Consider the following 25,677-nt stretch of genomic DNA (forward strand, 5'->3'; position numbering starts at 1 on the left):
CACCCCCTTGCACCGGAGAACACCATGACCGACACCATCCCCGCCGACGCCGACATCGTCGTGAACTCCGGCGCAGGCCTGCGCATCGGCACCGCGCCGGACTCCTGGGGCGTATGGTTCCCCGACGACCCGAAGCAGGTGCCGTGGCAGCGGTTCCTCGACGAGGTCGTCGCCGCGGGCTACACGTGGATCGAGCTGGGCCCGTACGGGTACCTGCCCACCGACCCCCACCAGCTCGAGGACGAGCTCGGCGCGCGCGGGCTGAAGCTCTCGGCCGGCACCGTGTTCACCGGATTCCACAAGGGCGAGGACCAGTGGCAGCGCGCGTGGGACCAGGCCCTCGCCGTCGCCGGTCTCGCCTCCCAGCTCGGCGCGCAGCACCTCGTGGTCATCCCCGACCTGTGGCGCAGCGACGCGACGAGCGAGGTGCTCGAATCCCGCACCCTCACCGACGAGCAGTGGGCCAAGCTCGCCGCCGGCCACGACCGGCTCGGGAAGGCCCTCCTGGAGGAGTTCGGCGTCGCGCAGCAGTTCCACTCCCACGCCGACAGCCACGTCGGCACGACGCGCGAGGTCGTGCGGTTCCTCGACGAGACCGACCCGCGGTACACCAACCTGTGCCTGGACACCGGCCACTTCGCGTACTACGGCGGCGACAACGTCAAGCTCATCCAGGAGCGGCCGGACCGCATCGGCTATCTGCACCTGAAGCAGGTGGACACCTCGCTGCTGTTCGACGTGCTGAAGAACGATGTGCCGTTCGCGGAGGCGGTGGCCCAGGGGATCATGATCGAGCCGCCGTACGGCGTGCCCGATCTCGCCCCCATCATCGAGGCCGTCGCCGCCATCGACTCCGACATCTTCGCCATCGTCGAGCAGGACATGTACGGCTGCGACGTCGACCGCCCGTTCCCCATCGCCCAGCGCACGCGCGAGCACATCTTCGGCTGCACGCACTTCGCCCGCGTCCACTGACCTCCCGGAAGGCAACTCCATGACCAACGATCTCCGCATCGGCGTCGTCGGCGCCGGCCAGATGGGCGCCGACCACATCGCCCGCATCACCCACCGCATCTCCGGCGCCGTCGTCTCCGCCGTCGTCGAGCCCGATGCGGGGCGCGCCGCGGCGGCCGCGGCGAACGCGCCGGGCGCGGCGACCTTCGCCCGCATCGAGGATGCCATCGCCGCGGGCGCCGTGGATGCCGTGCTCATCGCCGTGCCCGGGCCCTTCCACGAGCCCGTGCTCATGCCGGCGCTCGAGGCGCGACTGCCCATCCTGTGCGAGAAGCCGCTCACGCCCGACTCCGCGTCGTCGTGGCAGGTGCTCGAGCGCGAGCAGCAACTGGATCGCCCCCACATCCAGGTCGGCTTCATGCGCCGCTTCGACGCCGAGTACGCGGCCCTCCGCGCGCTCGTGCAGTCCGGGGAGTCCGGCGAACTTCTGATGCTGCGCTGTGCGCACCGCAACCCGTCGGTGCCCGAGAGCTACACCCAGTCGATGCTCATCACCGACTCGGTCGTGCACGAGTTCGACGTCGTGCCGTGGCTCGCCGGCTCGCCCATCCGCAGCGTCGAGGTGAAGCATCCGCGGCGCAACAGCCTTTCGCCCGAGCACCTGCGCGAGCCGATCCTCGTCCTCATGGAGCTGGAGAACGGCGTGCTCGTGGACGTGGAGATGAACGTCAGCGTGCAGTTCGGCTACCAGGTGGACACCGAGGCGGTGTTCGAGAAGGGCCTCGCCCGCATCGGTCAGCCCTCCGGCCTGCAGACGTGGCGCGAAGGGTCGTTCTCGATCGCCGATCACATGAGCTTCACGACCCGTTTCGCCGCCGCCTACGACGCACAGATCCAGCGGTGGGTGGACGCCGTGCACGAGGGCGCCCTCGTCGACGGCCCCAACGCGTGGGACGGGTATCTCGTCGCGCTCGCGTGCGAGGCCGGCGTCCGCGCGCTCGAGGGCGGCATCGTGCCCGTCGAAGCCCCTGCCCGCCCCGCCTTCTACGCCTGACCCGGGAAGAGTCACCATGGTCCGCATCGCCCTCGATCCGACGCCGTACAACGACACGGTGCCCCTGCTGGAATTCCCCGACCTGGTCGCGCGGCTCGGCTACGAGTACGTCCAGCTCACCCCGAGCCCCGACTTCGGTCGCCACTTCCACCACCCGAAGGTCGACTCCGCCATGATCGCCGCCCTGAAGAAGCGCGCGCGCGATGCCGGCGTGACGATCACCTCGGTGCTCCCGGTGCAGCGCTTCGGCGGGCCGGAAGACCACCAGTGGCAGGCGGCGGTCTTCCACACCACCCGGTACATCCGGATCGCCGCGGAACTGGAGGCGCCCGTCGTGAACACGGAGTTCTCCGGCCGCCCCGAGCGCGCGGAGGAGTCGGAGCACGCCTTCTACCGCTCGATGGAGCAGCTCCTCCCGGTGCTCGAGCGCGAGGGCGTGACGCTCAACTTCGACCCGCACCCCGACGACTTCGTCGAGGACGGGCTGGAGGCCTGGCGCATCCTCCGGGGCCTGAACAGCGACCGGGTCGGATTCGTCTACGTCGCGGCGCACACCTTCCACTACGGCGACCGCGCGGCCACGCTCCTGCCGATGGTGGGCGACCGGCTGGGCGCGGTGTATGCGGCCGACTCGTTCGACCACCGCCGCTCGCACGGCCTGCGCTACATCTCCAACCCGCCCGGCAACACCGCCCGCGTGCACCAGCACCTCAACATCGGCGACGGCGACGTCGACTGGGACGAGCTGTTCGGCACGCTCCGCGCGATCGGCTACCTCGACCGCGAGGACGCGCTCATCGTCTCGAACGTGTTCGCCGAGGACGAGAACGCCGACGAATCCGCGCATTTCCAGCTGTCGCGGCTGCGGGAACTCATAATGTATGTTTGACAGGACATACTGACATCTGGCACGATACCCCCAATGGTGAACAGCGGGCCCCCGCCCGCGAACCCGACAAAGGAGTCCCTGATGGCTACTTCCCATACCGCCGGCGGTCTGTCGGAGTCGAAACTCCCCCCGCTGGGGTCCGGTCCCCACCGGAAGCGCCTCGGTGTCGTCGCGCTGATCGCCACGTTCGGCGGTCTGCTGTTCGGCTACGACACCGGCGTGATCAACGGCGCGCTGCGGCCGATGGCGGAAGAGCTCGGCCTGAACCCCTTCACGGAGGGGGTCGCGACGTCCTCGCTCATCTTCGCCGCCGCGATCGGCGCCGTCACGTGCGGGCGTCTGTCGGACGGATGGGGCCGGCGCAAGACGATCATCCTCCTGGCCGTGCTGTTCTTCGTCGGCACCGTGTTCGTCGTCGTCGCCCCGAACCTGGGGGTCCTGGTCCTCGGCCGCGTGCTCCTGGGACTCGCCGTGGGCGGCGCATCCACCGTCGTGCCGGTCTTCCTCGCCGAGATCGCGCCGTACGAGATCCGCGGCTCGCTCGCGGGACGCAACGAGCTCATGATCGTCGTCGGGCAGCTGGCCGCCTTCGTCATCAACGCCATCATCGGCAACACCCTCGACCACATCGAAGGCGTGTGGCGCATCATGTTCGCCATCTGCGCGCTGCCGGCCGTCGCCCTGTTCATCGGGATGCTGCGGGTGCCCGAGTCGCCGCGCTGGCTCGTGGAGAAGGGGCGCAACGACGAGGCGCTCGCCGTCCTGAAGACCGTGCGCTCGGAAGACCGCGCGATCGCCGAGCTCGGCGACCTGACGAAGGTCACCGAAGAGGAGAAGGAAGCCGGCCAGCTCGGCTGGCGTGCGGTGTTCAGCAACCGGAACCTCCTGCGCATCCTCCTCATCGGCATCGGCCTGGGCATCGCTCAGCAGCTCACCGGCATCAACTCGATCATGTACTTCGGTCAGACGGTGCTCATCGAGTCGGGCTTCGACGAGAGCGCCGCCCTCATCGCCAACGTCGCCCCCGGCGTCATCGCGGTCGTCGGTGCCTTCATCGCGCTGGCCATGATGGACCGCCTGGACCGCCGCAAGACCTTCATCATCGGGTTCTCGCTGACCACCGTCAGCCACCTGCTGATCGGCATCGCCTCGATGACCCTGCAGGTGGGGAACCCCATCCGCCCGTTCGTGATCCTGTTCCTGGTCATCGTGTTCGTCGGCTCGATGCAGACCTTCCTGAACGTCGCGGTGTGGGTCTACCTGTCGGAGATCTTCCCGCTGCACATGCGGGGCCTCGGCATGGGCGTCTCGGTGTTCATGCTGTGGATCACCAACGGGTTCCTGTCGCTGTACTTCCTCTCCCTCGTGGATGCGGTGGGCATCACCGGCACCTTCTTCCTGTTCGCCGTGGTGGGCGCGCTGGCTCTCCTGTTCGTGTGGCGGTTCATCCCCGAGACCCGCGGGCGCACGCTCGAGGCCCTCGAGGAGGACGTGACGACCGGTGCCATCTACACGGTCAAGGGCCGCGTCCGCGCCTGACCCCGCGCACAGGACAGAACCGCCCGCGCCCCTCGGGGTGCGGGCGGTTCTGTCGTTGCCGCTCAGACGGTGTCGAAGGTGGTGCTGCCGGTGACGGCGGGCACGGGCACCCACGCGCCGTGGCGGGCGCTGGCCATCGCCGCGTCGGCGACCTCGGCGGCGGCCCACCCGTCGGCGGCGGAGGGGGCGAGCTGGCGCCCCTCGGCGATCGAGCGCAGGAACAGCGACGCCTCGATCGTCTTGAGGTCGTCGAAGCCCATGCTCGTACCAGGTCCCGGCTGGAACCGCGAGAACTCGCCATACCCGGGATGCGCCATGATCGTGCGGTAGCCGGCGCGGTCATCGGCCAGGCGCAGCTCGTTGAGCCGCTGGAAGTCCCACCGCAGCGACCCCTTCGTGCCGTAGACCTCCACGACGTACTCGGCGTGCGGGCCCACCGCGATGCGGCTGGACTCGAAGACGCCGATCGCGCCGGAGTCGAAGCGGCCGATGACGGCGGCGTAATCCTCGTTCTCGACGGCGCCCATCGGCCCGCCGGCATCACCGCGGGAGAAGTGGCCGGCCGCGCCGGCGGAGGGGAGCGGGCGCTCGGCGATGAAGGTGCCGTCCGCGGCGGTCACGCTCGCGATCCGCCCGACCAGGAACTGCGCCAGGTCGATGCCGTGGGAGAGGAGATCGCCCACGACGCCCGACCCCGCCCGGTCCTGCAGGAAGCGCCACGTCAGGGCGCCGCCGGGATCGGCGGAGTAGTCGGCGAGGAAACTCGCACGCACGTTCGTGACGGTCCCCAGGGCTCCGGATCTGACGAGCCGGCGTGCCTCCGCGATCGCTGGGACGTGGCGGTAGTTGAACCCCACCGACGTCACGACACCCGCGGATGCGGCGGCCTCGGCGATCTCGCGCGACTCCGCGGCGCTGCGGCCCATGGGCTTCTCGATCCAGAAGGGCTTGCCCGCGTGCGCTGCCGCCACCGCGATCTCGCGGTGGAGGAAGTTGGGCGAGCAGATCGACACGGCGTCGACCTCGGGGTCGGCGAGCAGGTCGCGGTAGTCCGCGACGGCGCGCTCGTACCCCAGCGCGTCGACGGCGTGGCGCCGACCGCCCTCGTCGGGGTCGGCGGCCGTGCGCAGCACCGCACGCACGGGCAGCTCGGGGAAATGGTGCGCGGTCGCGAGGTAGGCGCGCGAGTGCAGCCGCCCCATCCAGCCGACGGAGATGAGGCCGATGTTCAGGGGCCTGGTCATCGGACGAGGGAGTCCAGCAGCGCGGCATCCGCAGCCTTCAGCACCTCGGCGGCTTCGCGCACGCCTTCGACGCGGCCGAGGGAGACGTCTTCGTGCTCGATGTTGACGAACATGTCGGGGTCGATCTCGTGCAGGGCGCGCAGGAACTCCGTCCAGTACGCCACGTCGTGCCCGCGCCCGAGGGCGACGAAGTCCCACGCGGATTCGGTCGGCCACTCGTTGGCCCACTCGTCGCCGCCGAGGTTCGTGCGCGGCTCCTCGGGCGACAGGCGCCGGAAGGAGTTGTCCAGCACGCCGTTCAGCTTCGCCCACTGCGGATTGATGCGCACATCCTTCGCGGCGGCGTGCAGCACGAGCGGGCCGAGGTGACGTGCGACGGCGACGGGGTCCATATGCTGCCAGAACAGGTGCGACGCGTCGAGTTCGACGCCCAAGTGCGTGGCGCCGGTGAGCTCGAGAAGCTTGTGCACGTCGGCGGAGTTGAACACGAGGTTCTGCGGGTGCAGCTCGAGGGCGACCTTGACGTCGTGGTCGGCGGCGAAGCGGTCCATCTCCCGCCAGAAGGGCGCGGCGATGTCCCATTGGTAGTCCAGGACGTCGAGCGCGGCGGAATTCCACGCGTTGACGATCCAGTTCACGCGCGTGGCGCCCGGCTCGCCGCCGGGCAGGCCCGACATCGTCACGACGCGGTGCTGACCGAGGCGCTCGGCCAACCGGATCGAGCGGCGCACGTCGTCGGCGTGCGTGTCCCCGATCGCGGCGGTGGGATGCAGCGGGTTGCCGTTGGCGTTCAGGCCGGCGATCTCCACGCCCGTCCCCTCGAAGACGGCGAGGAAATCGTCGCGGGCGGCGTCGCTGACGAGGATGTCGTCGAAGGTCGGCACGTGCACGGCGGGGAGGAACCCGCCGGTGTTCAGCTCGATGCCGGTGAGCCCCGCGTCGGTGATGACCTCGAGGGCCTCGGGGAGGGTGCGATCGTGCAGGATCGCGTTGTACAGACCGAGTCGCATGTCGGGCCTTTCAGATGGCGACGGGGGTCGTCGCGGGAACGGGAACGGAGCCGCCGCCGAGCGCGGCGGAGCGGGCCACGGCGTCGATCAGCAGCATGTTGTGCAGGCCGTCGTCGAAGCCGGCGTTGCGCGGCAGTGACGCGGACTCGGGGATGCCGGCGACCTCTTCGAGGAACGCCCGCGCCTGGAACACGAAACCCTCGTTCTGCCCGACGCCCACGCCCGGCGCATCCATCGCGAGGCCGCCCCGCCAGTACGGGTGCGCGGGGCCGAGCGTCACGGTGCGGTAGCCGGCGTCGTCGGCTTCGGGGAGGAAGAGCTCGAACTGGCCGGGGTGGCGGAAGTCGAACCGCGCCGAGCCCTTGTCGCCGAACACCTCGAAGACGAGGGTGTTGGCGTGGCCGGCCGCCACGCGCGAGACCTGCAGGGTCGCGGTGCCGCCACCGGCGAACTCGCCGGAGAACGCCGCGACGTCGTCGTTCTCGACATCCTCGCGCTCGGCCGAGACGGCGCCGCCCTCGTGCCCGACGACCGCGCCGAGGGGCTTGGGGCGGGTGGGGATGACGGTGCTGAGCGTGCCGCCGCGGACGGAGGCGAACTCCGACCCGGCGACGAACTCGGCGAGGTAGGTCAGGTGGCTGCCCACGTCGGCGAGAGCGCCGGATCCGTTCGGGCCCTTGTAACGCCAGCCGATGGGGGAGTCGGGGTTGCACCCGTAGTCCGTCCAGTAGTGGCCGCTGACGTTGAGCACGCGCCCGAGCCGGCCCGAGCGGACGAGGTCGCGGATGTGGGCGACGGCGGGGGAGCGGCGGTAGGTGAGGCCGATGCGGGCGACGGTGGATGCAGCATCCGCGGCGGCGACCATCGCGCGCGCGTCGGGGAGGGTGTCGGAGAGCGGCTTCTCGCACAGGACGTGCTTGCCGGCAGCCAGCAGCGCCTCGACGATCTCGCGGTGCAGCGCGTTGGCCACCACGACGCTCACGACGTCGATGTCGTCGGCCTCGGCCACGGCCTGCCACGACGTGTCGAACCGCTCGAACCCGAAGCGCCGGGCGGCGGATTCGGCGAGAGGGGCGTACGCGTCGGCGATCGATACGAGCCGCACGGGCGGCAGCGTGCTGTCGTACACGGTGGGGGCGGTGCGGTAGCCGGCGGCGTGGGCCTTGCCGGCCATGCCGGCGCCGATGACGGCGACGCCGATGTCGGTCGTGCTCATGGTTTCTCCCGGGGAGTGCGGTGGGTCCGCTCCGATCGCGCCGGCGCGGTGGGAGACTCCAGTGGAGCGCTCCATACGGGGAGGCTACTCTTGTGCATATGTCCTGTCAAACGTCCGTTCGGAGGAGTTGAGATGGCGACGAGCCGGCCGACGATCTACGACGTCGCGAAGGCTGCCGGCGTGTCCAAATCCCTCGTCTCGCTCGTCCTGCGCGGCGCGGGCGGCGTGAGCGCGGCCTCGCGGGAGGCCGTCGAGCGCGCCATCCGCGACCTGGACTACCGGCCGAGCCGCGCGGCGGCCGCGCTCGCGGCGGGGCGCACGCGCCTGGTCGGCGTGCTGATCGACGACTACGCCAACCCGTGGTTCGTCGACCTGCTGCGCGGGCTCGACGAGGTGCTCAGCCCCGGCGGCTACCGGCTGAGCGTCGTGGACACCGCGACGGCCGCCGGCGTCGAGGATCCCGTCGAGGGCCTGCTGTCGATGCGCGCCGACGGCATCATCGTCGCGCGCGACGTCCCCCACGTGCTCCTGGGTGACACCGCGCCCCCGTTCGTCATCGCCGGCACGAGGGCCGACGTCCCCGACGGCGTCGACGCGGTCGGCAACGACGACGTGCTTGGCGCGCGCCTGGCCACCGAGCATCTGCTCGCGCTCGGGCATCGCGAGATCGGCCACCTCTCCGTCGTGGGCGGCGCCGGACAGACCCGGCGGGAGAGCTTCCTGGCCACGATGCAGGATGCCGAGGCCCTCGCGCGGGCGACGGCGTACCGCGGGCCCGCCACCGAGCGTGCCGGATACGACACCTCGCTCGCCCTGCTGCGGGAGCACCCGGGCGTCACGGCGATCTTCGCCGCGAACGACGTCATGGCCATCGGTGCGCTCGGCGCCGCCCGTGAGCTCGGACGCGACGTGCCGCGCGACCTCTCGATCGTCGGTTACGACAACACCGCCCTCGCCCAGACGCGCCTCATCGACCTCACCACCGTCGACGACGACAGCGTGGGCGTGGGCCGCGAGGCGGGCAAGCTCCTGCGCGCGCGCCTCGCGGGCGAGGATCCGGTCGATGTCCGCCGCACGCTCGAGCCCTCGCTCGTCGTCCGGGGCACGACGGCGTCGCTCGGCTGAAGCCCTCCTCCGCGAGACTGCACGCCACCGGCGAAACCCCGACATAAGGCCGCGGTCTCGCCGGTGGGGTGCGCTCTCGCGGGCAACGGCCGGGGGCGGCGGGGAGTGTTGACATGAGGGTCAATGTGCATATGATAGGACAAAGCCTGAAGCAAGGGAGATCCCATGCCCCTCGTCCGCATCGACCACAGCGACGCCCGCACCAATCCGCGTGAGATCGCCACGGCGATCCACGACGCGATCGTCGAGGTCTACGGCATCCCCGAGCGCGACCGCTTTCAGGTGATCACCGCGCGTCCGGCCGCGACGATCATCGCGGAGGACGCCGGTCTCGGCTTCGACCGCACCGACCCCGTCGTCATCCAGATCTTCACGCAGCGCGGGCGCACGGATGAGGCCAAGCAGCGCCTGTACGCCGCGATCGCCGCGCGGCTCGAGCCGGTCGGGGTCGCGGGCCAGGACATCTTCATCGGCTACGTCGAGAACGGCCCGCAGGACTGGTCGTTCGGCTTCGGCCGCGCGCAGTACGTCACCGGCGAACTCGCCGTCCCCGCACCCGCTTCCGGAAGGGAATGACCGCCATGTCCACGATCCTCGAGAACGACCTCGCCTCCCTCGCCCGCGCCGCCGCGACCACGCCCACCGTGCTGTGGAACGACTCCGCCGACCCCGCTGAGCTCCGCCGCTCGATCGAGTTCGGTGCCGTCGGTGCGACGTGCAACCCCGTCATCGCGTTCGCCGCGATCAAGAAGAACCCCGACGTGTGGGTGCCGCGACTGCGCGAGCTCGCCGCCGAGCACCCCACGTGGGGCGAGTCCGAGCTCGGCTGGCAGGCCGTCAAGGAGCTCTCGATCGCCGCCGCGCGCCAGCTCGAACCGGCGTTCGCGGAGAGCGGCGGGCGGAACGGGCGCCTGTCGATCCAGACCGATCCGCGCCTGCACCGCGACGCCGATGCCCTCGTCGCCCAGGCGGTGGAGTTCGCGCAGCTGGCCGAGAACATCATCGTGAAGATCCCCGCCACCGCCACCGGCATCGCCGCGATGGAGGAGGCCGCCTACCGCGGGGTCAGCATCAACGCGACCCTGAGCTTCACGGTGCCCCAGGCCGTCGCCGTCGGCGCCGCCCTCGAGCGCGCCCTCGACCGTCGCGCCGCCGACGGGCTGCCCGAGCAGGAGTTCGGCCACGTCGTCACGATCATGGGCGGACGCCTGGACGACTGGCTGAAGAAGTGGGCGGCGGACAACCGCATCCTCGTGACGCCCGGCGTCTTGGACTGGGCCGGCGTCGCCGCGCTCAAGCACGCGCACGCCGTGTTCACCCAGCGGGGCTACCGCAGCCGCATCCTCTCGGCCGCGTTCCGCAACCACCTGCAGTGGGCGGAGCTGGTGGGCGGCGACCTCGTCGTCTCGCCGCCGTTCGACTGGCAGGCCCGCATCAACGAGAACGCGATCCCCGCCGAGAACCGCATCGATGTGCCGGTGGCCTCAGAGGTACTCGAAGAGTTGCAGCGGCTGAGCGAGTTCCGCCGCGCGTACGAGGTCGACGGGATGGCGCCGTCGGAGTTCGCCGACTTCGGCGCCGCCCGCAACACGCTCCGCCAGTTCCTCGAGGCCGACGCGCAGCTGGACGCGCTCGTCCGCGACGTCATCGTCCCGCCGGCCTGAGCCCAGCGGCGCCTGCTTGTACCCCCGCGTCCGGTTGGCCGCAACCCCGTAGTCCGCGCGAGGGAGGGATGCCTACTCTCGCCGCGACGCCACCAGTGGCGGAGGGAGCGTGCGCATGACTCAAGTCGACGCCGAGGCACCGGCAGCCGCGCCGATTCCGCCGCGGCAGGCAGCCCTGCTCAGCGCCTCGCGCGTGGAGCAGAAGGGCAACATCCTCGTTCGATGGATCACCTCCACCGACCACAAGACGATCGGGTACCTCTACCTGATCGCGTCGCTGATGTTCTTCCTGTTCGGCGGTCTGCTGGCGCTCATCATCCGTACGGAGCTGTTCGAGCCCGGCATGCAGATCGTGCCGACCAAGCAGCAGTACAACCAGCTGTTCACGATGCACGGCACGATCATGCTGCTGATGTTCGCGACGCCGCTGTTCGCCGGCTTCGCCAACGCCATCATGCCGTTGCAGATCGGCGCACCCGACGTGGCCTTCCCGCGCCTGAACGCCCTGTCGTTCTGGCTGTTCCTGTTCGGGTCGCTCATCGCCGTCGCGGGGTATCTGACCGCTGAGGGGCCCGCCGGGTTCGGGTGGACGGCCTATCAGCCACTCGCGAACGCCAGCTTCTCACCAGGCGTGGGCGGCAACCTCTGGTTCCTCGGCCTAGGCATGAGCGGGTTCGGCACGATCCTGGGCGCGGTGAACTTCATCACCACGATCATCACCCTCCGCGCTCCGGGCATGACGATGTGGCGCATGCCGATCTTCACGTGGAACACGCTCGTGACCAGCATCCTGATCCTGCTGGCCTTCCCGGTACTGGCGGCTGCCCTGCTTGCGGCGGCGGCGGATCGTGTTCTGGGCGCGCACATCTACGATCCGGCCGCCGGTGGCGTGCTGATGTGGCAGCACCTGTTCTGGTTCTTCGGGCACCCAGAGGTCTATATCATCGCGCTGCCGTTCTTCGGCATCGTCTCGGAAGTCTTCCCGGTCTTCAGCCGCAAGCCGATCTTCGGCTACAAGACCCTCGTGTACGCGACCATCGCGATCGCCGCTCTGTCGATGGCGGTGTGGGCGCATCACATGTTCGTCACGGGGGCGGTGCTGCTGCCGTTCTTCGCCTTGATGACGATGCTCATCGCGGTGCCCACGGGCGTGAAGATCTTCAACTGGATCGGCACCATGTGGCGCGGATCGGTGACCTTCGAGACACCCATGGTCTTCGCGCTCGGCTTCCTCGTGTCGTTCGTGTTCGGCGGTCTGACCGGCGTCATTCTCGCCTCGCCGCCGCTGGATTTCCACGTCTCCGACACGTACTTCGTCGTGGCGCACTTCCACTACGTCGTGTTCGGCACCGTCGTGTTCGCGATGTTCGCCGGGTTCTATTTCTGGTGGCCAAAGTGGACGGGCCGGATGCTGAACGAGCGCCTGGGCTACATCCACTTCTGGATGCTGTTCATCGGGTTTCACGTGACGTTCCTCATCCAGCACTGGCTGGGGATGGACGGCATGCCCCGCCGGTACGCCGATTACGCCCCCGAGGACCGGTGGACGTGGGAGAACCAGGTCTCCACGGCCGGCGCCCTCCTGCTCGGCGCGTCCATGATCCCGTTCCTGCTGAACGTGTGGATCACCGCCCGTAAGGCCCCACGGATCACCGTGAACGATCCGTGGGGCTATGGCGGGTCGCTGGAGTGGGCCACGTCGTGCCCGCCGCCGCGCCACAACTTCACGTCGATCCCGCGGATCCGCAGCGAGCGTCCCGCGTTCGACCTGAACCACCCCGAAGCCGGCGTGCCGGTGGGCGTGGGTCCGGCCAAGGACGCCCCCGACGCGCCCGTCGTAGACGCCGGCGACGACACCGAGAAGTAGGCGCCGCAGCCTCAGCCGCCGGCTGAGATGATCAGCGGGTGCCCTCCACTTTCACGCTCGTGACCGATTCGGATGCGCCGGCCGAGCGGCTCTTCGACATCTCCCTGGACATCGACGCCCACGTGGCATCCATGTCCGGTTCCCGGGAGCGGGCGATCGCCGGGGTCACGAGTGGTTCCATCGCGCTCGGCGAGACGGTGACCTGGCGGGCCCGGCACTTCGGGGTGTGGTTCACCCTCACCTCGCGCATCACCGAGTGCGACCGGCCGCACCGGTTCGTGGACGAGCAGGTGCGCGGTCCGTTCCGGATCTTCCGCCACGAGCACGCCTTCGTGGAGCTGGACGGCGGCACCCGCATGACCGACACCATCACGGTGGGCTCGCCCGTCTTCGGTCGGCTCGCCGAACGGCTCGTGCTGGTGCCCTACCTCCGGCGTCTCATCGCGCAGCGCAACCTCCACCTGCTGCGGGCGGTGGCAGAACAGCGCTGACCCTCCGCCTCAGCCGGCGGCGGAGACGGCGTGCGCCACGACGGTGGCGGCCCCGCCCGCTCCGATGAGCGCCACGAGCGTCGCGAGCATCGCCGGCAGCGCGCCGCCGGGGAGCGCGGCGCGGTCGCCGTAGGCGGCCAACGCCCGCGCGACGGCCCGGTGGCGACGGCGCGCACCGAGCCACAGCGCCGCGGTGAGCAGGATCCCCGCGAAGCCGGGAAGCGCCCACCACGGGCTGCCCATCGCAGCGGGCAGGAGTCGCACCGCGAGCAGCGACCCGATGCCGATCGCCAGTGCGGTGCGCCGCCAGGCCAGCTCCGTCCGCTCGGGCTGGAGCCCCGGGTCGAACAGCGTCATCGAAGCAGGATCGCGAGGACGAGCAAAGCGCCGGCCACGCTCGCGGTGAGCGCGAGGACCGCGCCCAGCGGAGCGGCCGGCAGCGGCTCCTGCCGGCGCAGCGCGCGCTCGGTCTTCGCCCACCCGAACCACGCCAGCGGCGGCGTCGCCGTGCCCACGAGGATCAGGAGCAGGGATGCGGCGAGACGCAGCGCGGCGTGCAGCTCCGCCCCCAGCAGCTCCAGCGCGATCCCGGCGGCGATGAAGGCGAGGGACGTGCGGATCCAGGCGAGGAACGTGCGCTCGTTGGCCAGGGTGAAGCGCGCGTCGGGCTCGCCGCCCTGGGTGTAGACGGAGTCGGGGAAGCGGGCGCTCACAGTGCGACCGTCCGGAAGCCGGCGTTACCCATGGAGGAGTCGGGGGTGTTGCGCGAGCGCGCGGAGTTCCGGTAGCGGTTGCAGTAGGAGAGGTGGCACAGGTAGCTGCCTCCGCGGAGCACGCGCTCGGTGCCGAGGCGAGGCCCCGTGGGTGCATCGGTGGGCGATTGCGCGTAGGTGCGCGGGCTGAACCAGTCGGCGCACCACTCCCACGCGTTGCCGACGGCCTGCCACAACCCGTAGCCGTTCGGCTCGAAGCTGCGCACGGGGGCCGTGGTCGCCCACCCGTCCTCCGCCGTGTTGCGGTCGGGGAACGAGCCCTGGAAGATGTTCGCCCGCCATCCGCCCTCGTCGACCTCGGCGTCGCCCCACGGGTACTTCGCGCCCGCCAGCCCGCCGCGGGCGGCGTACTCCCACTCCGCCTCGGTCGGCAGGCGCCGGCCCGCCCACGCGCAGTACGCCTGGGCGTCGTTCCAGCTGACGTGCACGGCGGGGTGGTCGTCGAGGCCGTCGAGCGAGGACCCGGCGCCGCCGGGATGCCGCCAGTCGGCGCCGCGCACGCCCCGCCACCACGGCGTGCCCGGCGGCACGCCGACGATGTCGTCGCCGGGCGCGGTGACGGCGAGGTGGAAGACGGCGGAGAACCCGAACGTCTCCGCCTCCGTCCAGTAGCCGGTGGCGTCGACGAACTCCGCGAAGGCGCGGTTGGTGACGGTCGTGGCGTCGATCGAGAAGGCGCCCAGTCGCACGACATGGCGGGGGAGCTCCCCGTCACCGGGGTTCTCGTCTCCCGAGGAGTCGCCCATGACGAATTCCCCGGCCGGAACAAAAGCCTGCGGCACGGAGTGCGCCCCGCCGTCGGCCACGATGGGATCTGGGCGTCGAGCCGGCGGGATCTGCAGCAGCGTCGAACGCGACGGGGAACCGCAGCCGCATCCGCACCCGGTGGACGGCCGCGCGCCGGCGATCTGCATCTCCATCGTCGCTTCCTCCCGCGGCCGCATTGACGCACCTACGCTTCTCACCCTACAGTCGTGAAGGCAAATGTGGGACGTTGTCCCGCATATTGGGACACGCCCGACGCCGCCCCATCCGCATCACCCCATTCGTCGCTTCAAAGGAGAGTCATGGCGAACACCGATCAGCTGCGCGTGAAGAAGCAGCAGCGCAATACCGTTCTGGCGAGCGTCTTCGGCTCGGTCATCGAGTGGTACGACTTCTTCCTCTACGCCACGATGGCGGCCCTCGTCTTCAACAGCGAGTTCTTCCCCCAGTTCGATCCGCTCATCGGCACGCTCGTCGCCTTCGGCACGTTCGCCGCCGGTTTCGTCACGCGCCCCATCGGCGGGCTGATCTTCGGCCACTTCGGCGACCGCATCGGTCGCAAGAAGATCCTCGTCATCACGATGCTGATCATGGGCATCTCGACGTTCCTGATGGGCGTGCTGCCCACGTACGCCCAGATCGGCATCGCCGCGCCGATCCTGCTGCTCATCCTGCGGATGCTGCAGGGCATCGGCCTCGGCGGCGAGTGGGGTGGCGCGGCCATCCTCACCTTCGAGCACGCACCGCGCGGCAAGCGCGGCCTCTTCTCGTCGTGGCCGCAGACCGGCGTGCCGCTGGGCCTCCTGCTGTCCACCGTCGCGGTGAACCTCGCGAGCCTTGCCGGTGAAGAGGCGCTCGTCGAGTGGGCATGGCGCATCCCGTTCATCGCGAGCATCGTCCTCGTGGTCGTGGGCCTCATCGTCCGCCTGAAGGTGGAGGAGCCGCAGGCGTTCAAGGACATGGTCGAGACCGGCGAGGTCGTCAAGGTCCCCGTGTTCGAGGTCATCCGCAAGTACCCCAAGCAGCTGCTCGTCGGCTTCGGTGCGCGCTTCAGCGAGAGCATCACGTTCAACGTCTACAACGCGTTCCTCCTCACCTACACCACGACCGTCCTCGGCCTGTCGAGCTCCTACGCGCTGAACGGCCTGCTCGTGGCGAGCGTCATCGGGTTCTTCATCATCCCGATCGCAGGCAAGCTCTCCGACAAGTTCGGCCGCCGGCCCGTCTTCGCGGCCGGTGCGGCCGTCGCCCTCGTCACCGCCTTTCCGATCTTCGGCCTCATCGACTCCGGTGTCGCCGTGTTCATCTGGCTCGCGACGGTGCTGGGCTGGTCGATGGGAGCGTGCACCATGTTCGGTGCCGAGGCGGCCTTCTTCGCCGAGCTGTTCCCGGCCCGGGTGCGTTACACCGGCATGTCGCTGGTGTACCAGCTGGGCGTCCTCCCCTCCGGTGCCGTGGCGCCGATCATCGCGGCGTGGCTCGTGTCGATCTCGGGGTCGTCGTGGCCGGTCGCGATCTACGTCATGGTCGCCGCCGCCATCGCCCTCGTGGCGCTGTACTTCGCCAAGGAGACGGCGCACCAGGAGGTCGACACCGACCTGCGGGCGCGCGCCGAAGCGCAGGCCGCTCCCGCCCCCGCAGCCCAGTGAAAGCAGGAAGCACCGCAATGACCCGCTCAACTCCCAACATCGTCCTGATCCTCGTGGACGACATGGGCTTCTCCGACATCGGATGCTACGGCGGTGAGGTGGAGACGCCGAACCTCGACGCGCTCGCCGCCAACGGGGCGATGCTGACGCAGTTCTACAACACCGCCCGCTGCAGCCCCTCGCGCGCCTCTCTCATGACGGGGCTGCATCCGCACCAGACCGGCATCGGCATCCTGAACTACGACGATGCCCCTGACGGGTACCCGGGGAACCTCAACGACCGGTGCGTGACTATCGCCGAAGCACTGCAGCCGGCGGGGTACCGCAGCTACGTCTCGGGTAAGTGGCACATGGCCGGCGACATCCACAACCCGACGGATGCGTGGCCCACCCGTCGCGGTTTCGAGAAGTTCTTCGGCACGCTGGAGGGCGCGGGCAGCTTCTTCCGCACCCGCACCCTCACGCGGGGCGAGACGAACGTGGAGGACGAGACGCTCGACCCGGACTTCTATTACACCGACGCGATCAGCGACAACGCCGTGCGCTTCATCGAGGATCACCGCGCCGAGCACGCCGACGATCCGTTCTTCCTCTACGTCGCGTACACGGCGCCGCACTGGCCGCTGCACGCGCTCGAGGAAGACGTGAAGAAGTACCTCGGCCGCTTCGACGCCGGCTGGGATGCGCTGCGCGAAGAGCGACTCGAGCGGCTCATCGCGTCGGGGATCATCTCGGAGAACTGGCCGCTCACCGACCGCGACCCGCGCGTGCCGGCGTGGGACGACGTCGAGCACAAGGAGTGGGAGGGCATCCGCATGGCCGTCTACGCCGCGCAGCTGGACCGCATGGACCAGGGCGTCGGGCGCATCGTCGGCGAGCTGAAAGAGCAGGGCATCTTCGACGACTCCATCGTCATCTTCCTCTCCGACAACGGCGGATGCGCCGAGGAGATGCCGATCGAGACCGCGCGGGAGTTCGTCACCACGTACGTGACCTTCGACGCCGAGACGAGCGACGGTCGCGAGGTGCGCCCGGGCAACGACCCGAGCATCGTGCCCGGGACCGAAGACACGTACGCGACGTACGGACGCTCGTGGGCGAACCTGTCGAACACGCCGTTCCGCGAGTACAAGCACTGGATTCACGAGGGCGGGATCGCCACCCCGTTCATCGTCAGCTGGCCGGCCGGCCTCGGCACGGACCCGACGCTGCGGACGCAGCCGCATCAGCTGACCGACGTCATGTCGACCCTGCTGGATGTGGCGGGCGTGGACTATCCGACCGAGTACCCGGGCCGTGAGCCGCTGCCGGCGGAGGGCGTCAGCATGATGCCCACCCTCCGGGAGGGCGCCACGGACGAGGACCGGATGCTGTTCTGGGAGCACGAAGGGAACTGCGGCGTGCGCCGGGGTGCGCTCAAGCTGGTCAAGAAGTACGGGCTCGACTGGGAGCTGTACGACATGGTCGAGGACCGCACCGAACTGCACGACATCGCGGCGCAGCATCCGGAGATCGTGGCGGAGTTCAGTGCCGCGTACGACGAGTGGGCGGCGCGCTGCGGGGTCATCCCGCGCGAGCGCGTACTCGAGCTGTATGCCCGTCGCGGAAGCGGCCTTCCCTCGGAGTGACGTCGAAGGCGGTCGGTTACTCTGGGCGGGTGGACGCGGCTCTGGACAACTCGGTGGCCAAAGCGATCCACGTCCTGGGGGCCCTTCGACCATTGTCGGAAGGGGCGAGCGCACGAGAGCTCGCCTCTTCAGCCGGTCTTCCGCGCAGCACCGTCCAGCGCCTCCTCGCGACGCTCGCCGCGACGGGCATGGTGACCCAGGATCAGAGCACGCAGAAGTACATGATCGGCCCGCGTGCGTTGCTCATCGGTCTCGGCTACAACAGCGGCCTGAACCTCATCACCGCGGCCCGTCCACAGATGGTGGCGCTGCGCGACGCCGTGGGGGAGACCGTCGGCCTGTCGGTCGCGGTCGAGCACACCCGCGTGTTCCTGGAGGAGGTGCAGAGCACGCAGGAGCTGCGCTTCGCCCCCGAGCTCGGCAAGCTCTACCCGCTGTGGTCGGGGGCCAACGGGCGCGTGCTCATGGGCGCCCTCACGCAGGATCAGGTCGAGGCCGTGCTCGCGAACCGCGCGCTCGATCACGCGGTGGACCATCCCCTCTCCGACGAGGCCATCCGCGCGAACCTCGCCGAATACCGCCGCGACGGGTTCGCGATCGCCTTCAACGAGGCGATCGACAGCGTCAACTCCATCGCGATGCCGGTGTCGGATGCCACGGGCGCGATCGTCGCCGCGCTGTCGATCTCCGGTCCCTCCCAGCGCTTCACCCGCGACCGCATGCTGGCGTCGGTGGCGGCGCTCAGCACCGCCTGCGCCACCGTGACCCGGCAGCTGGGCGGGACGCCCGCGCCCGTGGCCGCTCCCGCCCGCAGTTCCTGAAGCAACAGTCTCAGTCGCGTACAGGGACTACGGTCAGCTCGTGGGGGAGCGTGTGCAGGAGCTCGGCTCCGCTGTCGCGGATGACCACGAGGTCTTCGATCATGATCGCGCCGACGTCGGGGGTGTAGGTCGGCACCTCCACGGCGAACACCATGCCGGGGCGCACGAGCACGTCGCACGCGGGGGAGATGAAGGGCGGCTCCTCGTGGAACGTGTCGATGCCGATCGAGTGGCCCACATGACCGCGGTTGAACGTCGGATAGCCGGAGTCGTGCACGTACGACATCGCGGCGGTGAAGGCGTCGCCGATGCGCGCTCCGGGTATCAGCGCGTCCCTCGCACGCTTCTGCGCGACCGCGAGCACGTCGTACAGGCGCTGAGCCTCGGCCGAGGGCGTACCGAACGCGAAGGTGCGGCCGCCGTCGCTCCGGTAGCCCTGCACCGTCGTGCCGCAGTCGAACTTCACCAGGTCACCCGGTGCGAGGCCGCCGTCGGCGCTGCCGTAGCCGGCCGAGGTCGTCCCGCCGACGGTGGGCAGCACCCAGTTGTCGGTGTACCCCGCGAAGCGGCGATCCGACATCGCCGCCGTCGCCACCGCCACCTGGTAGGCGGCGCGGATGTCGGATGCGGTCATGCCGCGGCGCGCCAGTTCCATGGCGCCGGTCATGCCGCGCTCGGACAGCTCGACCGCCGTGCGCAGGCGCTCGACCTCCCACTCCTGCTTGATCAGGCGGATCTCGTAGATGTCGTCGGTGAAGTCCTCCCACGTCGCGGCGGGCGCGGCTCGCTGAAGACGCGCCCACGTGTCGAGGTTCAGGTGCGGCAGGTCGGTGCCGACCCGGCCCTCGGCCATGCGGAGGCTGTGGAGCGCCTCGCGCGTCCGCGCATCCAGCTCGTCCGCGTCCCACTGGGCGGGGCGCTGGGTCTCGCGGGCCCCGTCGGCCCGCGCCATCCGCTCGGCCGTGGAGAGGTCGACCCACAGCCGGTAGGTGAGCATCTTCACGTCAGGGGCGGCGGCACGCGCCGTCTTCTCCTCGAAATCGCCCAGCATGACGGTGACGGGAAGGTCGTCGTCGGCGGGGACGAACGCGAGGACCGTGCCGTGCAGGCGCCACCACTCCGACACGAAGTAGCTGCGGAACCCGGTCGTGTACAGCAGGTTCGACGGGGTGAAAGCGACGTATCCCGCGAGGCCCCGCTCGCGCAGCCGGGCCCGGATCTGAGCGAGTGCGGTGTCGGTGGATGGCGCGGAGACGGGAAGGTTCACTGCAGTGTCTTTCGGCTGGTCTCCTTGGCCAGGAGCGAGGAGGTCACCGCGATCACGGCGGTGATCGCGACGTAGACGCTCACCGCGAACGTGGTGGCGAAGGACTGGGTGAGCAGCTGGGCCAGGAGGGGTGCCAGCGCGCCGCCGAGGATGCCGGCGACCTGGTAGCCGAAGCCGGCGCCGGTGGTGCGCACCTTGGTGGGGAACATCTCGGTGATGAACGCCGCCATCGGCCCGTACATGATCCCCTGGGCGGCGATCCCGACCGCGATGGCGAGCACGGCCAGCGCCTCGTTGGTGGTGTCGATAAGGGGCCACGCGACGAAGGCCCACACGCCCACGGCGATCGCACCCGCGACGTAGACCGGGCGGCGCCCCACCCGATCGGACAGATGCGCCGACACCGGGATGACGGCGAACTGCGCGAGGCAGCCGAGGATGACCCCCGTCAGTCCGACGCTCGGCGGAAGCTGCAGCGTATTGGCTATGTAGGAGAGGGCGAACACCGCGAAGACGTAGTACGACACGTCGCTGGCGATGCGGATGCCGATGGTCAGCAGCACCTGCCGCCACGAGGAGCGGAGCATCGTCCGCAGGGGCGTCGGATCGGGCTGCTCGTCGGCGAACAGCGGCGACTCCTCCACGGCGGCGCGGATCCAGAAGCAGAAGACGACGAGGACCGCGCTCGCGAGGAACGGGATCCGCCATCCCCAGGCGAGGAACTGCTCCTCCGGCATGACCGCCTGCATGACGTACAGGGCGCCGACGGCGAGGAGGTTCCCCGCCGGCACGCCCAGCTGCATCCACGAGGCCAGCAGCCCTCGGCTGACGCTGCGGCCGGCGCCGTCGGCATGCTCGGCCGATAGCGTCGCGGCGCCGCCCCATTCGCCGCCGAGCCCGAGCCCCTGTGTGACGCGGAGGAGCACGAGGATGACCGCCGCCCAGATGCCGATGGTGTCGTAGCCGGGCACGCAGCCGATGAGGAACGTCCCCACGCCCATGAGCATGAGCGTGGCGATGAGAACCTTCTTCCGCCCGATGGAGTCGCCCAGCCGGCCGAAGATTATTCCGCCCAGCGGACGGACCACGAAGGCCACGCCGTACGTCATGAACGACAGGAGGAGGCCCACTCCCGGGTCCGACTCAGGGAAGAACACCGCGGGGAAGACGAGAGCGGCAGCCGACCCGAACAGGAAGAAGTCGTACCACTCGATGCTGGTGCCGGCGAAGGCGGAGAGGACGACCCGGCGCAGCGACGTGGGTCGCGTGGTTCGGGCATCGGGCTGAAGGCTGGTCATGAGGACTCCTCACCTGAACGGTGACGCTTCAGGAGAGAGGATGCGACGGCGTGAGGGGTTCGCGGAGGAGGGTTGACATCACCCTCACGACCGCACTACGCGCGTGCCCGAGACGGCAGCGCGCACGGCCTTGCGGCGTGCCTCAGACGCCGATGGAGGCGCCGTCCACGACCTGCGCGGTCGTGCGGATCGACGCGAACCCGCGCGCGGCGAGCACGCTCTCGGTGCGCCGCAGAATGTCCTCGCCCGACACCGCTCCGAACGTGTCGCCGGCCGCGATGGCGGAGGTGGTCGTCGCGTCCGTGACGAAATCGACCTCGAACCCCAGGTCGCTCGCCGCCCGCGTCGTCGTCTCGCAGCACTGCTCGGTGCGGATGCCGCAGACCACGATCCGCCGCACGCCCGCGCTCCTCAGTTGCTGTTCCAGGTCGGTGGACGCGAACGCGCTGATCGTGGTCTTCTGCAGCTGGAGCTCGTCGGGGGCCGGCGCCAAATCGGAGATCACCCGGACGAGGCCGCTATCCGGATCGAAGACGCCGCCCGACCCGGGGTCGGCGTGCGTGATCCACACGACGAGGTCGCCCACGCTGCGGGCGTGCTCGACGAGCCGGTCGATGTTGGCGATGACCTGCGGGTTAGCCGTCTCCGCCCATTCGTCGGCGCGCTGACGGAAGGACTCCTGCGCATCGATCACGAGCAGGGCGGTGGCGGAGGCGGAGGTCATGGCACCATCCTCATGCGTGCGGACCGCCGCCGCGAGTTCCCGTCGGGTCACCGGGCGGCCGGATCCCGCCACACTCACCCGGTCACCGCGCGGCGCACGAGCAGAACGCCGTCGTCCAGGTGCGCGGGAGCGCCGTCCGGCGCGGTCGCCTCGCGGCGGCGTATCTCCACGATTTCCGGATGCCACGCCGCCGGGTCTAGTTCGAGCAGGTCCCATTCCTCCTCGGGCGTGCGCATACCCGGGTGGTGGTCGGACGATTCGTGCGCCGCCCACGGCGGCGGCGCCGCATGGGAGACGACGAGGAGGCGCCCACCCGGGGCGACGCGCTCGGCGGCGTCTCGCAGCATCCGGATGCGGGGAAAGTCCGCCTCCCGCGAGTGCAGGAAGCTCGCCAGCACGAGGTCGAACCGACCCTCGACGGCGGCTGCGCCGTCGCCGTGGACGAAGCGGACGTCCGCGCCGCGTTCCGCAGCGAACTCCGCCGCGCGGCGCACGGCCGTGGCTGACACGTCCACACCCGTGGCCCGCCAGCCGTGCTCGGCCAGCCACACGACGTCGCCGCCCTCGCCCGAGCCGACGTCCAGCGCCGCCCCCGGCTCGAGAGAGCCCACGATCTCGGCCACCGTCGCGTTGACGCGGCCCGACCAGAACCGATCCTGCGCGGCGTAGCGCTCCTCCCACTCCGCATTGCGCTGCGCGGTGCGCTCGGCGACGGCGCGGTCGACCTCCTCCGTCACGAGCATCGCGTTCGCGCCGGCTCCCGCCATCGACCCGGCTCCCATCGACACCGGCACGTTGGCGTAGGGCGCGGTGACGTTGCCGGCGGCGAAGACCCGCGGATGGCTCGTCGCACCCCGGAGGTCGACCGCCAGGGGAGCGCCCGGCTGGTCGACGCGGGCGAGGTCGAGGCTGTCGGCGAACGCGAGGTCGATCACCGGGTCGCCGCCGGTGAAGACCGCGTCGACGACGTGCGCGTCGCCGTCCTGTGTCTCCACGGTCAGCCCGTGGGTGCCGGGCGCAACCGCCCGCACCGGAGTGGGGACGATGCGGATGCCGCGGGCGGTGAGCCGCGCGACGGCCTCCTCGCGGAGCGGCTCGGCCTCGGCGGTGAACGCGACGACGTCGTCGGACAGCTGCCGCACGAGTTCGACCTGATGCAGGCTCGCCGGCGAGGTCGCAAGCACGCCGAGGCGGCCGCCGGCGACCTCCCACCCGTGGCAGTACGGGCAGTGCAGGACTGTTCGCCCCCACTCCTCGCCGAGCCCCGGCACGTCGGGCAGCGCGTCGCGGATGCCGGTGGCGATGACGACCGCGCGGGCGGTGTCCTCCGATCCGTCGGCGCGCGTCACGCGCAGGGCGTCGCCTTCATCGGTCAGTGCCGTCACGGTGCCCTCGGCGATCTCCACGCCGTAGGCGCGGACCTCGGCACGTCCTTTCTCGAGCAGCGCCGCGGGGTCGAGTCCGTCGTGGCCGAGCACTCCGTGCATGTGCGCGGCGAAGCGGTTTCGCGGCTGCCCGCCGTCGGTCACGAGCGTGCGTCGCCGTGAGCGTCCGAGCATCTGCGCCGCGCTCAGTCCCGCGACGCTCCCGCCGATGATCACGGCATCCCATTCGTTCGTCATGTCTCCAGCGTCGTCACGGATGTTGCTCATGGCAAACGTTCTTGCGAATATGGCAAGCTCGGACCATGGATGCCGCCCTGGACCAGATCGGACCGCGCCTTCGCGCCGCCCGTCGCGACCGCGGATGGACGCTCGAAGACCTCGCGACGCGCGCGGGGATGTCGGCGAGCACGCTGTCGCGTCTGGAGTCGGGCAAGCGTCAGGCGTCGCTGGCGCTGCTGCTCCCACTCACGCGGCAGCTCGGTCTGCGCATCGACGACCTGCTGCCCGCGACGCCGGCGGATCCCCGCATCCGTCGCCCGGTCGAGCGCCGCGACGGCATGGTGATCGCACCGCTGACGCTGGAGCATTCTCCGATCAAGACGTACAAGGTGACGTTTCCGCCGGCGGAGGAGGCTCCCGCCCCGCGCGTCCACGACGGATACGAGTGGGTGTTCGTGCTGAGTGGGCGCCTGCGCCTGGCTCTGGACGGTCACGAGCACCTCATCGAGCGTGGCGAGGCGGCCGAGTTCGACACCCGCACCCCCCACAGCCTGAGTGCGACGGCGGAGGGCCCGGTGGAGGTGGTGAGCATTTTCAGTGCGTCGGGGGAGCGGATCCATACGCGCGGTGTCGAGGCGCAGCCGGACGGCGGGGACTGAGGCCGTGCCCGTCGCCGCATCCCCTGAGCGAGCCGGTTCAGAACGGTGGTGGGTCTCCGTCGGGGATGAACATGACCCGTGGTGGGGGTTCGTCGGTGTAGGTGTTGCCGAGGGGACTGGTGAACTCCACCGTTCCATCCGGTAACTGCCGCACGGTCCATTCGGTTTCGGTTTTCAGCGTGTGGTGTCGGGTGCAGAAGTGGGCGAGGTTGCTGAGTGCGGTGGGTCCGCCGTCGTGGTGTTCGTGGTTGTGGTCGATCTGACATCGGTGCGCGGGTTGTCGGCATCCGAATCCGCGGCAGTGCTGGTCTCGGGCTTGCAGGTAGCGGCGTTGGTCGGTGCCGGGGGTGTATCGGTCGACTTCGAGCACGGTCCCGGTGATCGGGTGACACAACACCCGGTCCCATCCGGGTGTGGTGCCGGCGAGGTGCCGGGCGGTGTCGGGGTCGATGGGGATCTGCCCGTGCAGGCTGGCACCGGCATCCGTCTTTCCGAGAAGGGTGAGCACGGGGACGACGACCTGGATCTGGGCGTGGATGGCGCCGAGCCCGCCGGGGAGGTGTTCTCCGGTGGTGGGGTCGATCGCGGGGGCGCCGGTGAGGAGCATGTCGGCGGCGACATCCGCGCCGATCTGGACCAGGGTGCGCGTGTCGTCGATGACCGGCTCTTCGTCCCCAGCGGCTGCCTCAACGGCGGCGCCCTCACTGGTGTCCTCTTCGACTGCGCCGGCTTCGGCGCGGCGTGCGCGTTCGGTGTTCGCGGCGTCGCGGATGGCACGGGCTTGCCGGCGCAGCCGGTCGCGGATCCCGTACGCCACCGCCGCGGGCAGCCGCAGCTGCAGGAGCGCCATCCCGTCGTCGAGGTCGAGAACCGACACACCCCGGGTCTCCAGCGCCCTGGCGTGCCGGAGAGTCATCCCTTCCGGGTTGACCGCTTCGGCCAGTTGCCGGGCGTACGCCTTCGTCCGCCCCGGCGTCTGCCGCGCGGCGTAGTCCAGGACGGTCTCCTCCCACGCCGCGCGGACCTGGTCGTCGGCGATCGGCAGCCCGGTTTCGAAGATCACATCCACGTGCCGCTTCGAGATCCGGCCGCCCTCCAGCGCGGTGACGGTGGCGGCGAACCTCGTGACCAGGGTATGGGCGTCGCCGAGTTCTTTCTGCGCGGTCATGTCGTGCACGTGCGTGGCGAACGCGATCTCGGCTGCGACGGATCGCACCGGCATCTCCCGCTCCCGCGAGTCCCGCGACCGGATCCGTGCCACCTGGCCGGCGGCCACCTCGGCGAGGGCGGCGAGCGAGCGGATCCGCTTCGCCTGCGCTTTCGCGACGGCGGCGTCGGCGTCCTGCAACCCGGCCAGACCGGCCCGCATGCGGGCGGCGTCCGCTGCGGTGGTTTCCCCAGGCGAGGAGCTGTATTCCATACCGCCAAGCTAGCGA

General features: G+C 70.3%; 24 protein-coding genes. 13 read left to right on the forward strand and 11 right to left on the reverse strand.

Annotated elements, in window-relative coordinates:
* Positions 1–24: 24 nt before the first annotated feature.
* From E4K62_RS03670 to E4K62_RS03685, 4 genes are all read left to right on the forward strand, one after another.
* Positions 25–975, forward strand: a complete 951-nt coding sequence (locus E4K62_RS03670; protein WP_135063645.1) for a sugar phosphate isomerase/epimerase family protein — start codon at positions 25–27, stop codon at positions 973–975.
* A 19-nt stretch (positions 976–994) separates the two neighbouring features.
* Complete coding sequence (locus E4K62_RS03675) at positions 995–2,008, forward strand: Gfo/Idh/MocA family protein (protein WP_135063647.1); 1,014 nt, start codon at positions 995–997, stop codon at positions 2,006–2,008.
* Positions 2,009–2,024: 16 nt separating this feature from the next.
* Complete coding sequence (locus E4K62_RS03680; RefSeq protein WP_135063649.1) at positions 2,025–2,897, forward strand: sugar phosphate isomerase/epimerase family protein; 873 nt, start codon at positions 2,025–2,027, stop codon at positions 2,895–2,897.
* An 81-nt stretch (positions 2,898–2,978) separates the two neighbouring features.
* The gene (locus E4K62_RS03685; RefSeq protein ID WP_135063651.1) at positions 2,979–4,436 is read left to right on the forward strand and encodes a sugar porter family MFS transporter; all 1,458 of its coding nucleotides are present in this window, start codon (positions 2,979–2,981) and stop codon (positions 4,434–4,436) included.
* A gap of 62 nt (positions 4,437–4,498) precedes the next feature.
* Here the strand turns inward: E4K62_RS03685 and E4K62_RS03690 are convergent, their stop codons facing one another.
* Genes E4K62_RS03690 through E4K62_RS03700 form a run of 3 tightly spaced genes read right to left on the reverse strand, consistent with a single transcriptional unit; the run spans position 4,499 to position 7,906 of the window.
* Positions 4,499–5,680: a Gfo/Idh/MocA family protein gene (locus E4K62_RS03690; RefSeq protein ID WP_135063653.1), complete on the reverse strand. Its 1,182-nt coding sequence runs from the start codon at positions 5,678–5,680 to the stop codon at positions 4,499–4,501.
* Positions 5,677–6,690 carry a sugar phosphate isomerase/epimerase family protein gene (locus tag E4K62_RS03695; RefSeq protein WP_135063655.1) on the reverse strand — a complete coding sequence of 338 codons (1,014 nt, stop codon included), beginning with the start codon at positions 6,688–6,690 and terminating at the stop codon, positions 5,677–5,679. Before E4K62_RS03695 ends, E4K62_RS03690 begins: the two co-directional genes overlap by 4 nt.
* Before the next feature lie 10 nt (positions 6,691–6,700).
* Positions 6,701–7,906: a Gfo/Idh/MocA family protein gene (locus tag E4K62_RS03700; RefSeq protein WP_135063657.1), complete on the reverse strand. Its 1,206-nt coding sequence runs from the start codon at positions 7,904–7,906 to the stop codon at positions 6,701–6,703.
* 132 nt (positions 7,907–8,038) lie between these two features.
* Here E4K62_RS03700 and E4K62_RS03705 point away from each other — a divergent pair, with 132 nt between their 5' ends.
* The 5 genes from E4K62_RS03705 (at position 8,039) to E4K62_RS03725 (ending at position 13,053) form a co-directional block, all read left to right on the forward strand.
* Complete coding sequence (locus E4K62_RS03705; protein ID WP_135063659.1) at positions 8,039–9,031, forward strand: LacI family DNA-binding transcriptional regulator; 993 nt, start codon at positions 8,039–8,041, stop codon at positions 9,029–9,031.
* Positions 9,032–9,196: 165 nt separating this feature from the next.
* Entirely contained in the window at positions 9,197–9,607 is a 411-nt protein-coding gene (locus E4K62_RS03710) for a tautomerase family protein (RefSeq protein WP_135063661.1), read from the forward strand.
* A gap of 5 nt (positions 9,608–9,612) precedes the next feature.
* Positions 9,613–10,695: a transaldolase family protein gene (locus tag E4K62_RS03715; RefSeq protein WP_135063663.1), complete on the forward strand. Its 1,083-nt coding sequence runs from the start codon at positions 9,613–9,615 to the stop codon at positions 10,693–10,695.
* Between the two features lie 115 nt (positions 10,696–10,810).
* On the forward strand, positions 10,811–12,562 hold the full coding sequence (ctaD, locus tag E4K62_RS03720; protein ID WP_135063665.1) for an aa3-type cytochrome oxidase subunit I: 1,752 nt from the start codon (positions 10,811–10,813) through the stop codon (positions 12,560–12,562).
* 38 nt (positions 12,563–12,600) lie between these two features.
* The gene (locus E4K62_RS03725) at positions 12,601–13,053 is read left to right on the forward strand and encodes an SRPBCC family protein (protein WP_135063667.1); all 453 of its coding nucleotides are present in this window, start codon (positions 12,601–12,603) and stop codon (positions 13,051–13,053) included.
* Positions 13,054–13,062: 9 nt separating this feature from the next.
* On the opposite strand, the gene E4K62_RS03730 is transcribed toward E4K62_RS03725, so the two are convergent.
* The 3 genes from E4K62_RS03730 to E4K62_RS03740 are packed head-to-tail and all read right to left on the reverse strand — an operon-like array spanning position 13,063 to position 14,746.
* Complete coding sequence (locus E4K62_RS03730; protein WP_167747730.1) at positions 13,063–13,410, reverse strand: DUF202 domain-containing protein; 348 nt, start codon at positions 13,408–13,410, stop codon at positions 13,063–13,065.
* Complete coding sequence (locus E4K62_RS03735) at positions 13,407–13,766, reverse strand: YidH family protein (protein ID WP_135063673.1); 360 nt, start codon at positions 13,764–13,766, stop codon at positions 13,407–13,409. Before E4K62_RS03735 ends, E4K62_RS03730 begins: the two co-directional genes overlap by 4 nt.
* A complete protein-coding gene (locus E4K62_RS03740) occupies positions 13,763–14,746 on the reverse strand; it encodes a formylglycine-generating enzyme family protein (RefSeq protein ID WP_374108162.1) in 984 nt (327 codons plus the stop codon). The genes E4K62_RS03735 and E4K62_RS03740 overlap by 4 nt, the downstream gene beginning before the upstream one ends.
* A gap of 147 nt (positions 14,747–14,893) precedes the next feature.
* Between E4K62_RS03740 and E4K62_RS03745 the strand changes: the two genes are divergently transcribed.
* Genes E4K62_RS03745 through E4K62_RS03755 form a run of 3 tightly spaced genes read left to right on the forward strand, consistent with a single transcriptional unit; the run spans position 14,894 to position 18,689 of the window.
* Positions 14,894–16,240, forward strand: coding sequence for an MFS transporter (locus E4K62_RS03745; protein ID WP_135063676.1), 1,347 nt, complete (start codon positions 14,894–14,896; stop codon positions 16,238–16,240).
* Between the two features lie 17 nt (positions 16,241–16,257).
* Positions 16,258–17,868: an arylsulfatase gene (locus tag E4K62_RS03750; RefSeq protein WP_135063678.1), complete on the forward strand. Its 1,611-nt coding sequence runs from the start codon at positions 16,258–16,260 to the stop codon at positions 17,866–17,868.
* 29 nt (positions 17,869–17,897) lie between these two features.
* The gene (locus E4K62_RS03755; protein ID WP_167747731.1) at positions 17,898–18,689 is read left to right on the forward strand and encodes an IclR family transcriptional regulator; all 792 of its coding nucleotides are present in this window, start codon (positions 17,898–17,900) and stop codon (positions 18,687–18,689) included.
* Between the two features lie 10 nt (positions 18,690–18,699).
* Here E4K62_RS03755 and E4K62_RS03760 read toward each other — a convergent pair whose 3' ends face one another.
* The 4 genes from E4K62_RS03760 to E4K62_RS03775 all read right to left on the reverse strand — a co-directional run bounded on the left by E4K62_RS03760 (position 18,700) and on the right by E4K62_RS03775 (position 23,630).
* A complete protein-coding gene (locus E4K62_RS03760) occupies positions 18,700–19,956 on the reverse strand; it encodes a M24 family metallopeptidase (protein ID WP_135063683.1) in 1,257 nt (418 codons plus the stop codon).
* Positions 19,953–21,254: an MFS transporter gene (locus tag E4K62_RS03765; RefSeq protein ID WP_135063686.1), complete on the reverse strand. Its 1,302-nt coding sequence runs from the start codon at positions 21,252–21,254 to the stop codon at positions 19,953–19,955. The genes E4K62_RS03760 and E4K62_RS03765 overlap by 4 nt, the downstream gene beginning before the upstream one ends.
* Before the next feature lie 142 nt (positions 21,255–21,396).
* Entirely contained in the window at positions 21,397–21,978 is a 582-nt protein-coding gene (locus E4K62_RS03770; protein WP_135063689.1) for an isochorismatase family protein, read from the reverse strand.
* A 74-nt stretch (positions 21,979–22,052) separates the two neighbouring features.
* Complete coding sequence (locus E4K62_RS03775; protein ID WP_240742806.1) at positions 22,053–23,630, reverse strand: FAD-dependent oxidoreductase; 1,578 nt, start codon at positions 23,628–23,630, stop codon at positions 22,053–22,055.
* 35 nt (positions 23,631–23,665) lie between these two features.
* Here E4K62_RS03775 and E4K62_RS03780 point away from each other — a divergent pair, with 35 nt between their 5' ends.
* Positions 23,666–24,241, forward strand: a complete 576-nt coding sequence (locus tag E4K62_RS03780; RefSeq protein WP_135063692.1) for a helix-turn-helix domain-containing protein — start codon at positions 23,666–23,668, stop codon at positions 24,239–24,241.
* A gap of 37 nt (positions 24,242–24,278) precedes the next feature.
* On the opposite strand, the gene E4K62_RS03785 is transcribed toward E4K62_RS03780, so the two are convergent.
* Positions 24,279–25,661, reverse strand: a complete 1,383-nt coding sequence (locus E4K62_RS03785) for an HNH endonuclease signature motif containing protein (RefSeq protein ID WP_135063695.1) — start codon at positions 25,659–25,661, stop codon at positions 24,279–24,281.
* Between the last annotated feature and the right edge of the window lie 16 nt (positions 25,662–25,677).

This window comes from Microbacterium wangchenii (assembly GCF_004564355.1).
Lineage (GTDB): Bacteria > Actinomycetota > Actinomycetes > Actinomycetales > Microbacteriaceae > Microbacterium > Microbacterium wangchenii.